Source organism: Psychrosphaera sp. B3R10, assembly GCF_018861025.1.
Classification (GTDB): domain Bacteria; phylum Pseudomonadota; class Gammaproteobacteria; order Enterobacterales; family Alteromonadaceae; genus Psychrosphaera; species Psychrosphaera algicola.
The window spans coordinates 39,454-52,716 of the sequence record NZ_JAHKQH010000008.1 but is presented as its reverse complement, the minus strand read 5'-3'; the positions used below and the strand labels follow the sequence as shown (position 1 = coordinate 52,716).

At 38.3% G+C, this 13,263-nt stretch carries 13 protein-coding genes; 1 reads left to right on the top strand and 12 read right to left on the bottom strand.

Going from position 1 to position 13,263, the window contains the following annotated elements; all coding sequences use genetic code 11:
* Positions 1-25 precede the first annotated feature (25 nt).
* The 12 genes from nhaC to KO525_RS03145 all read right to left on the bottom strand — a co-directional run bounded on the left by nhaC (position 26) and on the right by KO525_RS03145 (position 11,356).
* Positions 26-1,468 carry a Na+/H+ antiporter NhaC gene (gene nhaC / locus KO525_RS03200; protein ID WP_215962346.1) on the bottom strand — a complete coding sequence of 481 codons (1,443 nt, stop codon included), beginning with the start codon at positions 1,466-1,468 and terminating at the stop codon, positions 26-28.
* A gap of 13 nt (positions 1,469-1,481) precedes the next feature.
* Positions 1,482-2,870, bottom strand: coding sequence for a sodium-dependent transporter (locus tag KO525_RS03195; protein WP_215962345.1), 1,389 nt, complete (start codon positions 2,868-2,870; stop codon positions 1,482-1,484).
* 87 nt (positions 2,871-2,957) lie between these two features.
* Positions 2,958-4,997 carry a carboxy terminal-processing peptidase gene (gene prc, locus KO525_RS03190; RefSeq protein WP_215962344.1) on the bottom strand — a complete coding sequence of 680 codons (2,040 nt, stop codon included), beginning with the start codon at positions 4,995-4,997 and terminating at the stop codon, positions 2,958-2,960.
* Between the two features lie 8 nt (positions 4,998-5,005).
* A complete protein-coding gene (gene proQ / locus KO525_RS03185) occupies positions 5,006-5,632 on the bottom strand; it encodes an RNA chaperone ProQ (RefSeq protein WP_215962343.1) in 627 nt (208 codons plus the stop codon).
* A complete protein-coding gene (locus KO525_RS03180) occupies positions 5,632-5,916 on the bottom strand; it encodes a hypothetical protein (protein WP_215962342.1) in 285 nt (94 codons plus the stop codon). The genes proQ and KO525_RS03180 overlap by 1 nt, the downstream gene beginning before the upstream one ends.
* Before the next feature lie 5 nt (positions 5,917-5,921).
* Entirely contained in the window at positions 5,922-6,398 is a 477-nt protein-coding gene (locus KO525_RS03175; protein WP_215962341.1) for a GAF domain-containing protein, read from the bottom strand.
* Positions 6,399-6,568: 170 nt separating this feature from the next.
* Positions 6,569-7,435 (bottom strand): DUF6279 family lipoprotein, encoded by an 867-nt coding sequence (locus KO525_RS03170; protein WP_215962340.1) that lies wholly within the window; start codon positions 7,433-7,435, stop codon positions 6,569-6,571.
* 309 nt (positions 7,436-7,744) lie between these two features.
* Positions 7,745-8,107, bottom strand: a complete 363-nt coding sequence (locus tag KO525_RS03165) for a hypothetical protein (RefSeq protein WP_215962339.1) — start codon at positions 8,105-8,107, stop codon at positions 7,745-7,747.
* A 253-nt stretch (positions 8,108-8,360) separates the two neighbouring features.
* Positions 8,361-9,185, bottom strand: a complete 825-nt coding sequence (locus KO525_RS03160; RefSeq protein WP_215962338.1) for a LytTR family DNA-binding domain-containing protein — start codon at positions 9,183-9,185, stop codon at positions 8,361-8,363.
* Positions 9,186-9,188: 3 nt separating this feature from the next.
* Entirely contained in the window at positions 9,189-10,265 is a 1,077-nt protein-coding gene (locus KO525_RS03155; protein ID WP_215962337.1) for a sensor histidine kinase, read from the bottom strand.
* 125 nt (positions 10,266-10,390) lie between these two features.
* A complete protein-coding gene (locus KO525_RS03150) occupies positions 10,391-10,855 on the bottom strand; it encodes a DUF962 domain-containing protein (protein ID WP_215962336.1) in 465 nt (154 codons plus the stop codon).
* 90 nt (positions 10,856-10,945) lie between these two features.
* Positions 10,946-11,356, bottom strand: a complete 411-nt coding sequence (locus KO525_RS03145; protein WP_215962335.1) for an acyl-CoA thioesterase — start codon at positions 11,354-11,356, stop codon at positions 10,946-10,948.
* A 102-nt stretch (positions 11,357-11,458) separates the two neighbouring features.
* Here KO525_RS03145 and KO525_RS03140 point away from each other — a divergent pair, with 102 nt between their 5' ends.
* Positions 11,459-13,249: a M61 family metallopeptidase gene (locus KO525_RS03140; RefSeq protein WP_215962334.1), complete on the top strand. Its 1,791-nt coding sequence runs from the start codon at positions 11,459-11,461 to the stop codon at positions 13,247-13,249.
* The last annotated feature ends 14 nt before the right edge of the window (positions 13,250-13,263 follow it).

Here is a 13,263-nt window from a genome sequence, read left to right as displayed (position 1 = left end):
ACCTAATACAATGTGACTCTTTTAATTATTGTGGTGCTACTTTTGCCTTCAATACTTTTATGCCTAACAATGCAAATGCTATTGCAAAAATAGGGTTTAATAAATTGAAAAACGCGAAGTACCAATACTCTAGTGGGCTAATCAATAAAACCCCTGCCATGTAGGCGCCACAAGTATTCCAAGGGATAAGTGGGCTGGTTATAGTGCCACCATCTTCTAAAGCACGAGAAAGATTTACGTTTGCTAAACCTCGTCGTTCATATTCTTCACGATACATGCGTCCTGGCATCACTATCGACATATATTGATCTGCAGTTACTAAATTTACGCCAAAAGCAGTAAAGATAGTTGATGTGATTAATGAACCGCTCGTTTTAGCTGTTTTTAAAATGCCTTTTACAAACACCGCTAATAGACCAAGTTTTTCCATAACAGCACCAAACATTAAGGCTGTCATAATTAGCCAAGTGGTATTTAGCATGGACGACATGCCGCCCCCACTTAGCAAGCTGTCCATCGAATCACTGCCAGTTTTAATGCTAAAACCATCATACATAGCGACCCAAACGACTGAAAATTTGGCGATGAAACCTTCACCGCCAGACAAGTCGGTTAACAAATCAGCTTGGAAAACCATCGCCCATACAGCGCCAATTAACGCTCCGATAAATATTGCAGGGAACGCTGGAACTTTTTTCGCCGCCATCGCAATTAGAACAACAAGTGGCAATAAATGAATAATAGAAATGTCATAGATGGACAAAATCGTGTTTTGAACTTCATCAATTGCAATATTTTCAGCATCAACTACTGACGTAAAACCAATTATGGTAAAAATGATCATGGTCACAACAAATGCAGGCACTGTTGTCCATAACATATGTCTGATATGTTCAAATAATTCACTCCCTGCAACCGCTGGGGCTAAATTGGTTGTTTCAGACAATGGGCTAATTTTATCGCCAAAATAAGCGCCAGAAACAACAGCACCAGCTGCAATGGCTGGAGACATGCCAATCCCAGTCGCAATTCCCATTAGTGCTACACCAACTGTCGCCGCTGTCGTCCACGAACTACCAATACTCATCGCCACAATGGCACTGACTAAACAGGCGGCTGCATAGAACCAATCAGGGCTTAATACTTGTAATCCAAAATAAATTAAAGTTGGCACCGTGCCGGCTGCCAACCAAGTACCAATTAAAGACCCAACAGCCAATAAGATAAAAATAGCGCCCATAGATAATGAAATACCATTAATCATGGCTTTTTCTATTTCTTTCCAGCTATAGCCATTTTTCAACCCAACTAGCCCAGCGACAAATGTAGCGATAATTAAGACAATTTGATTCGGGCCATAAGAGCTATCACCACCAAATAAAACCACCGCTGACGCCAGCATCAATACCAACAAGGTAAGCGGTATCATTGCATCTAATAAACTTGCTTGTTTATGATTATGACTCATTTCTTAATACCTACTATTGGCCAATTTTGACGATGCCGATTAAATTCAAAAATACAAATAACACGGCAATTGGGGTAAACCATTTTAACGTAATAAACCAAACACTAAACAATTTGGCACTCATGTTCATTTCTTCAAAAACCGCCTCTTTTTTCATTATCCAAGCCACAAATATCGCGGTGGCTAATCCACCTAGAGGTAGCAATACGTCTGCGGTTAGATGATCAATTAGATCAAAATAGTTAGTGACATGTTTGCCAACAAAATTAAAGTCAAGTTTTGCCCACTCCGCGCCAGTAAACGAAAATACCGTTAACATACTGAAAAGCCATAGCGTTATTACAGCAAAAGCTGCAGCTTTTGCACGGGAGTACTCCATTTTTTCAACTAACCAAGCGACCGCAGATTCAACCATCGCAATTGCCGACGTAAATGCGGCAAACCCAAGCATAATGAAAAATAGTGTTCCAAAGACAGTACCGCCCCACATTTGACCAAAGGCGATTGGTAAACTTACAAATACTAAGCCAGGACCTTGGCTTGCTTCTAACCCATTACCAAACACTATTGGGTATATCGCAAGTCCGGCAATTAATGCAATTAGTGTATCTGCGATGGCAATAGCAACTACCGATTGTGCGATCGACGTTTTTTGAGGAAGATATGCGCCATAAATCATCATTGCACCAGACGCTAAACTTAACGTGAAGAATGCATGACCTAATGCGATCAAAACGCCAGAATAAGTCAACTTTGAAAAATCAGGGGTAAACATAAAGTCGATAGTACGAGTAAAGTCGCCATTAAATGCTGCATATCCGGCGATAATGAGCAACAACACTAACATTGCAGGCATCGCGATAGAAACAGCCTTTTCAAGACCCATTTTTAAGCCTTTACCAACAATAATGCCAGTAAGCACTAGAACAAACGTCGTCCAGATAATTAACTTTATTGGATCCTGTAACAGGTTATTGAAAATTGACTCAATCTGCGCAGGAGACGCGTCAACAAACGCGCCAGAACCAGCTTCAAAGATATAAGAGACAGCCCATCCTGCAATGACAGAATAGAAAGATAAAATAAGGAAACCGGCAATAACGCCAAGCCAGCCAACAATACTCCAATTAATATTTGCACCGGCTTCAATTGCCAATGCTTTAACTGAATTACCTGGACTCTGACGCCCGCGTCGACCAATTAATACCTCAGCCATCATGACTGGAATACCAATGCCCAAAATACATAACAAGTAAACGAGAACAAAGGCCCCGCCCCCGTTTTCGCCCATAATATAAGGAAACTTCCAAATATTACCTAAACCTACAGCAGAACCAGTTGCCGCTAAAATAAATGCCAAGCGGCTAGACCATTGACCGTGATCAACATGTACAGATGACATGCATCCCCCTTACAGACGTAATGTTATTATTATTGTTTTATTAAAATAAAAAGCAGCACTTGGCTGCTTTCTTTTTAACTTTTATAGTTATTTTGTTACTTTAGCAAATTGGCCCGACGCTATTAGATCCGCCAATATACGTGCGGTTTCTTCTAAAAACGGATCCAATTCATCTAATTTTTCTGGAGTGTCGTCATCTAGTGATAAAACTTTATCGAACCCTAAGCGAGTAAGTCGTTCGTTTAGTCGAACTAAATCTTTAGTTTTACCTTTCTCTTTTTCCGCTAAACGAACTGCTTCATTAAGTGACACATATTTTTTAGTTTTCAGTTCTTGATATTCGGCAATATCTTTATCTAAGTAGACAAACTCAGGTTCATGAGCAATTCGATTTAAATGTCTTTGCGATAGAACTTTAACTTGATTGCTTATTTCTCTAGACGTTTTATACGTCACTGGACGAATATTATCCCATGGCAACGCATTTTCAGCTTGGCTCTCACCCCACTCCGCGGGTTCAACTGCTGATGGGAATAAAATGTCAGGAATAACACCTTTATGCTGTGTACTGCCGCCATTTATACGATAAAACTTAGCGACGGTAAATTGTACAGAGCCTAATTTTTTCTCCAATAAATCAAAACGGCGTGTCAAGCCGCGATGTTCTTGAACAGTCCCTTTACCAAAGGTTTGTTCACCAACAACTAATGCTCGTCCATAGTCTTGTAAAGCTGCAGAGAATATCTCAGAAGCTGACGCACTGTATCTATCCACTAACACCGTAAGCGGACCGTCATAATACGTTATGCCATCATAATCACCGCGTACATCTACATTACCAACACCATTACGGATCTGAACAACAGGCCCTTTATCAATAAATAGGCCGGTTAACAATGACGCTTCCGTTAATGACCCACCACCGTTTCCGCGAAGGTCAACAACGATGCCATCAACATTTTGGTCTTTGAGCTTTTTAATTTCGTTTTTAACGTCATTTGACAAGTTGTTATAAAAACTTGGAATGGTGATCACGCCAACTTTAGAGTCTAGTTCACCAATTTGAGATTCAAACACACTCGAATCAGCAGCTCGGTCTTCCAACCTCACTTTATCGCGAATGATTTTAACCTCTTTGTTATTTGAGGCCGTATTTTCGCCACGAACGATTTGAAGTCTAACCTCAGTACCCTTTTTACCTTTGATAAGTTCAACAACTTCATCTAGCCGCCAACCCACAATATCAACATAATCATCATCACCTTGAGCGACACCTACGATTTTGTCTTCCGGTTTCAGTTGCTCGGTTTTATCAGCCGGGCCGCCTGGGACTAAACTCAGAATTACGGTAAATTCATCAACTGGTTTTAGAACGGCACCTATTCCCTCTAACTCAAGATTCATTTCCATTTGGAATCGATCTGCTCGTCGAGGTGATAAATAAGATGTATGAGCTTCAATGCTTCGAGCATAAGAGTTCATAATCAATTGAAATGCGTCTTCATTTTGCGTCTGTGAAAAACGACGCATGGTATTTACGTAACGCTTTGTCAAAGTTTCTTTGATTTGCTTTTCGTCTTTACCCGCTAACTTCAAATTTAACGCATCATACTTTACTTTCTGACGCCAAAATTCGTTAAGCTCTGCTTCTGTTTTTGCCCAAGGCGTATCTTCGCGGTCATAGTAAAAGTCGTCTTTAGATGTAAAATCCATTTTATTATCGAGTAATTTAATGGCTTTTTCTAAACGACTAATTCGTCGACGAATTGACTCTTCATAAAATTCAAATGCAAATGACAAATCTGCCATTTTCATTGCATCATCGAACTTAGTTATATGAGAGGCAAACGCATCTATATCTGACTGTAGAAAAACACTTTTGTTGTAATCGACAGTTTTAACAAACATTTCCCACATTTTTGCAGAAAGTTCATCATTTAGCTCAATCTTTTTATAGTGGTAACGAGAAAAACCGTTTACCACTCGTTGTATAGATTTTTTGTGCTGAGACTCTTGCTGCAAGTCTGGCGCTTCAAACTTAGTTACGTCAGACGATGCAAAAGTAAAACAAGAGGCAACTAAAGTTGCCGCTACAGAAATAGAAAATAGACGTTGGGCTAAATGCATAAAAACTCCTATGCTTGGAAAATATTTTCCTTGTTGACTTTCATCACAATTCCCGATGCCAATTGCACCGAAACTTCATCTTTAGATGTTTCAACAATTGTCGCAGAAAGTGGTGAAGCCCCTAATTTGACCAATACGGTTTTACCATCACTAAAATCATCGTTTGCTACCAATGGTTTAGCTTCGGCCTTAGGTTTCGAGGTCGCTTGATTTGATTTTGGTTTTCTTTTTGGAGGATTACCAACAGATTTTGCAGGTTTTTTGTAAGTATTCTTGTCTTTGGGTGCCGCAGCCTTGCGTTTTTCTTTGAATTTCGCTTTGCTTTCAGCTAGTTGCGCTTTCGCGTGTTCAACGTGTTCTTCAGTCAACGCTTCAAAGTCCGCACCGTCAACATCAACACGTTGGCCACCTTTAACAACCGCTTCTAGATAACGCCAGCTATTTGTGTAACGTCTTAGGGCATGTCTGATCTGTGTTTTAGAAACAGGATCGGCTTCTTCTAAGCGTTCAGCGATGTCACTAAAAATACCAATTTTAAGAGGTTTTGCTTCCCCTTTTAAACTAAAACTATTTGGAAATTTATTCGCCAAAAATTCGATAACTTTATTTAAATCTGTTTTTTCTTGAGATTGCATCAATCGTACTCTATTTCATCTAATGTTTGGCCTACAAAATCAGCTAACCAACTTTCTAGTTCGTCAATTTCGTTTTCAATTACAAAATCTTGTCCTGCAACTGCGGCCCATAATTCGTCAAACAGCTCAGTCGCTGCTTCAAAGCTAATGTCTTCAGGCAAAAGATTATAAGCCTGAAATATTAAGGAATTTATACGTTCAGTAACTTCTTCCTCTTCACCATCCCAATCACCGACTATTTCAATACCGATTAAAAAGTCGCGAACATCTATGAGTTCTTTCATCTAGCTTACGCCCAGATTTCTTCAATAAATGTAACTAATGATTCGAGTCCAAGCTGATCATCTTTATCAAACCGAGACTCAATGGGACTGTCTATATCTAAAACAGCAACTACTACATCATTAACAACAATTGGCACCACAACTTCTGAACGGCTTGCTGCATCACATGCGATATGTCCGTCAAAGTCATGCACATCTTCAACCAACATTGACTGTTGCGTTGAAACTGCCGTTCCACAAACGCCACGGCCAAACGGTATTCTTACACACGCTGCACGACCTTGAAATGGTCCTAAAACCAACTCTTGACGACTTTTGTCTACAGAATCGCCCACAACGTAGAATCCTGCCCAATTGATATCAGCTAATCGTTCAAATAGTACAGCACTTATGTTCGCTAAATTTGCAATTAAATTAGGCTCTGAGTCACACAAGGCTTTGATTTGACTATTTACCTCGCTGTAAAATTCCGCTTTGTTCAATTCACACCTATATTTTTATCGTTATCTTACTCTGTTTCAACCCGCTAAGTTACTCTGAAACGCGCAAAATTTAAAGAATAAGCTGAAAATAATGTCGCTTTAAAAGGCCAACTGAGTAAAAAAACCGCGGTTGTAACGTACAAATCAGTTCTAAGCTTGAAAAAAACACGTTAGTCGTCATTTTTGGCCAATTTTATAAAATCAGTCCGATATTCATCTATCACTTCTAGTAGTGTATCTTTTTGCCTTTTAGTCATACTTTCGAGCAAATCTAAAGACCAATCTTGATATAAGTTTTTATTATGCTCCTGAGCAGTAATTAGAGCCTCTGAACGATATGACGATAGCTCGGTAAAAAGTACGGTTAGTTGACTTTCACTTACGGTCAAGTTTTGAGGTTGAACGCCCAACCGGAATAACGACAACCAGCGTTTCTGTGATTCGATTCTCATCAACAACGTATCATTTAGTTCTTTTGTTAGTTGATCACGTCGTTGTTTCTGTGCGGGTGTTAATTTACCTAAAATGTCCTCGATTGCATCAAATCGATCACTATCATTTAGCTTTTCGGTTAATGTCTTTGCGTTTTCTAAACGTTCACTATGTGTTTCTTGCTGATACGCTTCAATATTAGTTAAAAGTTGCTGTTTTTGATCAGTTGAAAGTTGGTTCAGCAATACTATTACTTTTTCAGCCGCTACGCTTTTTATCCGTTCACCACTGGCCACTATTTTGTCGACAAGGCTCAACAAATCGTCGGTGTTATTTTCGGAAATAGCGATGGTTAAATCGTCTAGTATCACTACATATTTAGGTAATTCTTGTGTTCGGTGCCATTTAAAAAGGCTGGCTAATTCAGCTTTAAAGCTTTCTTCTTGGGGATCTGTTAGCTCAACAAAATCGTCAACCTTCCAAGCGATTAACCAATCCGCATAGTTATAAATGATTGTTGTACGACAACCCGATGTGAATAAAAGAACAAGAGTGACAACTAGAATTTGTCTGATCTGGTTTGGTTTAAATAAAGTTAGCCGCATTATTGTATGACCCAATGTTTAAAAGGCGAATCACCTAGTTGTAATCTCGTAATAGAGACGATGGTCAAAGCATCGTATGGAAAGCTTTAGATCCTCAATGATTACGTTATTGATGATGTGGATTGGGATTACAGACCAACTGAATTTAAATTTACGTGATTTAATTGATAATGCAATAATTATAAAATTGCAGAATAGGCCTGGTTAATACGTGGCAAACACTTGCCTGTTTATAGGCAAAATATGTTTATATTCCAATATATTACGGTTACATATTGGAAGCTTACTGCTCAATATGTAATCCATATTCTAGAATATTAAGTGGTAAATAATATGTAGTGCTACGCCGACACCGTAACAAAATAGCGATAGTAAAAACATCGTGAAGTAAACCTCGATAAAATTACCAAATAATTTAACTGAGCGAGTCGGATTTATTCTGGATTTAATTTCTTCTCGGTTGTATTGGGTAAACACTGTCAGTAATTTTTTCATTATTCGAAGTGAAGTAAACACACTAGCGGCAATAAAAATACTCGTTATGGCAGGCCATTCAAGGGCATCAGCAACGAACAAACATAAAAATGTCGTCGCACTTACTGTCAAGAAAATTAACAGTTGCAGAGGTGATCCGTTTTCGTAACGCGCTTCATCAAGATTATCTAGAGACACAGCAGTAACCTATTTTAAAATTTGTTTAATTATTTAAACCCAACGAAAATAATACCCAATTGATATTATTACTTTTTTCAAATTACAGCGACAACTAATTTTCATTTCGATTTAAATAAACTGCCATGTAATTATTAAATTCAGATTTAATTTATATCTTTGTTATTCTAATTAAACAAGTTTAATGCCACTATTTCTTTAACTTTAAAATAACAGCTTAATCGTCTAATTACCTTTGGTGCATTCTACTAATTTATAAGAACAAGGTTCTAACTTTTTCCCGATAACTTCGACTTACTCTAATTTCATGCCCATTCGAAATTTGGATTACGTATTCACCACTGCTCAACGTAAGTACTTTTTTCACAGATGTGTTATTGACGAGTACCGAACGATGAACACGAACAAATAATTTCGGGTCAAGCTCTTCTTCCAGCTGTTTCATTGTTTTTCGGAGAATGTGTGTTTCCCCATCAGTACAATGAACGCACATATAGTCGCCTGCTGCATCTACCCATATGACTTCAGAGACAGGTAACCGAGTGGTTTCACCAACATCTTTTACCGAAATATAATTATTATATTCTTTAACTTCAATCTCTTCACCGTCCGCCAAATTTTTAATAATTGTTTCTGTGTCTGTACCAGTAAGTTGCGACATCATATCAATTAATTTGTTTTGCTGGTGACTGAACATATCATTGTCTATTTGCGATCGGATCTTATTGATACATTCTAGAAGTCGAGCATCATCCACAGGCTTTAACAAGTAGTCAATTGCGTGGACTTCAAATGCTTTGAGGGCAAATTGATCGTAAGCGGTAACGAACACAATCATTGGCATTACAATGTTGCGTTGTTGTAATTGATGGATAACATCAAAACCAGTTAAACCAGGCATCTGAATATCTAAAAAAACCAATTTAGGTTTTAATTCAACAATGACTTCAATCGCTTCCGCACCATTGGAACATTGTGCTAAAAGCTCAATTTCTTCAAATTCTTTTAAGCGAATTGCTAACCCTTTTCTCGCCAAAGGCTCGTCATCTACAATGATTGTTTTAATTAGATTTTCCATTGATTATTTTGTCACGCTATTAAATTCTAACGGTAGCCTTATATTAACTTTTAGTCCATTTGGTTCATTATTAGAAATCGCAAATGAATAATCGTCATATAAAGTCTGAAGTCTTTCTTTAGTATTTGCCAATCCAACGCCCACACCTTTTGAACTTAATCCCGACTGTTCAGGGTTTAAACCTGGACCATCATCGCCAACTTCAAGGAGTAAATCGTGGCCAAACGTCTTGGCAACTATTTTGATTTTACCGCCATTTGTATTGGCAGCAATAGCATATTTTATGGCATTTTCAATTAATGGCTGCAATAACAAGCTAGGCACTAATGCTTTTTCAGCTTCTTCCGAAATGACCCATTCCACTTCTAGCCGTTCTTCAAAGCGGATCCGTTCGATTTCCAAATACAAGGAAAGCGCTTTAATCTCTTGTTTAAGCTCAACTTTCTTTATTGGATCTGTGTGTAGAGAATAACGTAAAAAATCACTTAGTTTTGTTACCATGCCGTTTGCTGTTTTATTTTCTTCACACAAAACGAGCGTTGATATGGCGTTTAATGTATTGAACAAAAAGTGTGGATTAAGCTGGTAACGTAACATTTTAAGCTGCGCTTCATTGGCCATGTTTGCCGCTTTTAAAGCTTTTTGTTTTTCTTTTTGTAACATTTGATAATACTTAATACCAAAATACAAACCACTCCAGCACAGTACGATATAGAAACTGCCTAGTGTGTTGGTAAAATAGTAAATCCAATCGTCAGGTTTCCAGCCAAATTTGTAAAATTGCCAGTATGAAAAGTTTTGGAAAACGCCCCATGCAGTACCAACTAGATAAGACGCTCCTATAATAGTCATTATCAACTTCCACGGTTGCATATCCCATACTTTTTGGTAAAGGTAACGTAGTGGTAAAGTTAACATCGCTCCAACATAGGCATTTGATAATATGATAAAGACATAACTATCACGCATATCATTCATAAATGAGCCAATGTAATGGACTAAGGCAAAACCAATCCAACCACCAATATGGAGCACCCAAAAGAATTGGCGTCTGTCTTCTACTAATCGATCAAAATTCAAAATACGGCTCGCTTCGAACAAAGGTTCGACTAAAACTACTTACTTTCATTATAAATGTATTATGTAATGGCACATCACCAATCGACTCGTAAGATATGCCATTTAACGCAGTTTTAAATGTATCGTTAGTATTTAATATGAAATTTTCTAAATATGTGGCATAAAATCCAGGCTGGTCCAATTAACAAAAATTGAAGGTCTTTGAAAAACGACGGTTTCTTTCCTTCAATCTCGTGTCCAACAAACTGTAAAATCCAAGCTATCACAAATATGCCAACGGAAAGCGTAAGTATCCCCATCTCAAAGCTTTGAGTCCACCAGCGTACAAACGCAAAACAAAAGATTATAAATAAACTCATGCCAATGCCGACAGAAATAGACAATCTAAAATAGAATGCAGCCACAAAAACTGAAATTAATGTTGCTACGTTGATCCAATCCGAACCTGTGTCAAACGGCAAAGGAACCGTCCATAACATACCAATTACCGACAAAAAGATTGCTGGCACACATAAGTAATGTATTAGCTTGTTGGTTTTATTCTGGTGGCTAACTCGGTATTCTTTTAGCCAATCTCTAATTGTCTTCATGGTTTGCCCTACCCTAAAATTTTTTAGTCACTTTATCTGGATCGTCTGACCAGTTCAACTAAGGAATTCCAACTTAGTCAATTAGCGCTACTACAACTCTACGCCACCTAACACCGGAGTCGGTTTACGGTCATCATCTAAAGCGACAAATTTAAACGAACCAGATATTGCACGATGCTTTTCATCTTCATACATTTTTTCAATTAGTACGTTAACTTCTACAACTAAACTTGTGCGACCAATATTAGCGATACTCGCAACCAGTTCAACAATACTCCCAGCTGGGATAGGTTCTTTGAAATCAACTCGATCCGAAGAAATAGTTACCAGAGGTTTACGGCAAAAACGTGTGGCACAAATAAACGCAACTTCATCCATCCAAGCCAATGCTTCACCACCAAATAGCGTATTGTGATGATTTGTTCGACCAGGAAAGACCGTTTTCGTTGTGAAGGTTGTGGCGTAGTTGATTCTTGCCTGTACTTTTTCTGATACTTCCATAAATAACTCACTTGTTTGCAATAATTATCTTATTATAAACTGATCTGATGCGGAAACCTGCCATTCTTTTCCCGCCTAGTTAACTAATTTGGACGTTATTTTATGACCGCAGTACATTATCACATCGCCATCGAAGACCCGAATCAACATCTATTTGCCATTAAAATTGATATCACACCACAGAACTCTGATGATATAAAAATTTCACTCCCGAATTGGATCCCGGGAAGCTACATGATCCGTGACTTTGCAAAACATATCCTTGATTTCGACGTCTCCGATGCGCATGGTAAGTTAACGCACTTAGCTGATTCGAAAAGCGGTTATGTTATTAAGCATAACAACCAGCCTTTTTCGATTAGCTATCATGTCTATGCTTTTGACTTAAGTGTGAGGAAAGCTTATTTAGATCAGGAGTTTGGGTTTATAAATCCAGCGAGTTCTTTATTTCAAATTGACCAAATGGCTGACCAGCCTTGTTTGGTGACATTATTGCCACCACCAATTGAATTAACTTTTTGCAAAGACTGGTTACCAGCAACAGGTTTGACATCTACATCTAATAAATCCCCTTTTAGTTATGGTGATTTTTCGGCCGACAGTTACTTACTATTAACAGACTATCCAATCATGTATGGCGACTTGGATATCGCAGAGTTTGCCATAGACAATGTGCCTCATTATCTTGTAACCGTAGGACGTCATTTTGGCGAACTGAACCGTGTTGTTAAAGATTTAAAACCACTTTGTGAATACCACGCAGAAACCTTTGGCGGATTGCCAAAAGATTTGGATCAATATCTGTTTATGACTATGGTCACCGATACTGGTTTTGGCGGTTTAGAGCATCTTAATTCAACTGCTTTGGTTTGCAGTCGTTTCGATATTCCAAACGCAGAACAACCGATTAATGAAGATTACACAACCTTTCTGAGCCTTTGTAGCCATGAATATTTGCACACCTGGAATGTGAAAAGATTAAAGCCTAAGGAGTTTACGCCATATAAATTAAACCAAGAGGTTTATACTGAGCAACTCTGGTTTTACGAAGGCATGACAAGTTACTTTGACGATTTGAGTTTGGTGCAAACGGGAACAATTCCGCAACAACAATATCTCGATTTATTGGCAAAAACGTTTACCCGTATTGAAAAAGGCCTTGGCCAATTGCGTCAATCTGTTACAGAGAGCAGTTACCATACTTGGACAAAGTTTTACCAGCAGGATCACACGGCACCGGATCAAATTGTCAGTTATTACCAAAAAGGCGCTGCTATCGCTTGTTTAGTTGACCTTGTGCTTATCCAGCAATCTCAAGGTAAACAGTCATTACGAACGCTAATGTTAGAAGCGTGGCAGTTGTTTGGAAAAAATGGGATAGGTACAACGCAACATGATTTAGAACACCTATTTTTAACTTTCTTAGGTGAGCAACATAAAGATTGGTTAACAGAATTGTTGTATGGAAAATCCAAAGTTGAGTTAGCTCCCTTATTCCTTCGTGCAGGTATTGAAGTCAATAAATTTACGCAAACAGATACTACACAACCCCATGGCAATGCAATAACAGAACACAAGGTACAAAATTGGTTAGGCGCTGTAACTTCAGATAAATCAGGAAACCTAGTTGTTAAGCAGCTATTCGCTAATTCACCCGCAGAAAAAGCGGGGGTCGCTGTAGGTGATGAACTGTTGGCTATTGATAACATCAGGCTAACGGCAAAAAACTTGCAAGTCGTGATTAACTCAGTAGTGACGCCAACCTCTACAATTCATTATTTTAGAAAGGACCAACTATTGAGCAGAGAACTGCAACTTGAGTCGTCTCCAGCATTTTTAGTACAACTTAAAGTAAAAGACCAAGCTAAACTCGACCTTTGGTTAAAACCATAGTTCATTTTAATCAG

Excerpts from the sequence above, each read along its gene's own strand:
- KO525_RS03150 (WP_215962336.1), bottom strand. The coding sequence starts at position 10,855 with ATGAAGACAATTAGAGATTGGCTAAAAGAATACCGAGTTAGCCACCAG.
- prc (WP_215962344.1), bottom strand. The coding sequence starts at position 4,997 with ATGCATTTAGCCCAACGTCTATTTTCTATTTCTGTAGCGGCAACTTTA.
- KO525_RS03170 (WP_215962340.1), bottom strand. The coding sequence starts at position 7,435 with ATGCGGCTAACTTTATTTAAACCAAACCAGATCAGACAAATTCTAGTT.
- KO525_RS03195 (WP_215962345.1), bottom strand. The coding sequence starts at position 2,870 with ATGTCATCTGTACATGTTGATCACGGTCAATGGTCTAGCCGCTTGGCA.
- KO525_RS03140 (WP_215962334.1), top strand. The coding sequence starts at position 11,459 with ATGACCGCAGTACATTATCACATCGCCATCGAAGACCCGAATCAACAT.
- nhaC (WP_215962346.1), bottom strand. The coding sequence starts at position 1,468 with ATGAGTCATAATCATAAACAAGCAAGTTTATTAGATGCAATGATACCG.
- KO525_RS03160 (WP_215962338.1), bottom strand. The coding sequence starts at position 9,185 with ATGGAAAATCTAATTAAAACAATCATTGTAGATGACGAGCCTTTGGCG.
- proQ (WP_215962343.1), bottom strand. The coding sequence starts at position 5,632 with ATGCAATCTCAAGAAAAAACAGATTTAAATAAAGTTATCGAATTTTTG.
- KO525_RS03145 (WP_215962335.1), bottom strand. The coding sequence starts at position 11,356 with ATGGAAGTATCAGAAAAAGTACAGGCAAGAATCAACTACGCCACAACC.
- KO525_RS03180 (WP_215962342.1), bottom strand. The coding sequence starts at position 5,916 with ATGAAAGAACTCATAGATGTTCGCGACTTTTTAATCGGTATTGAAATA.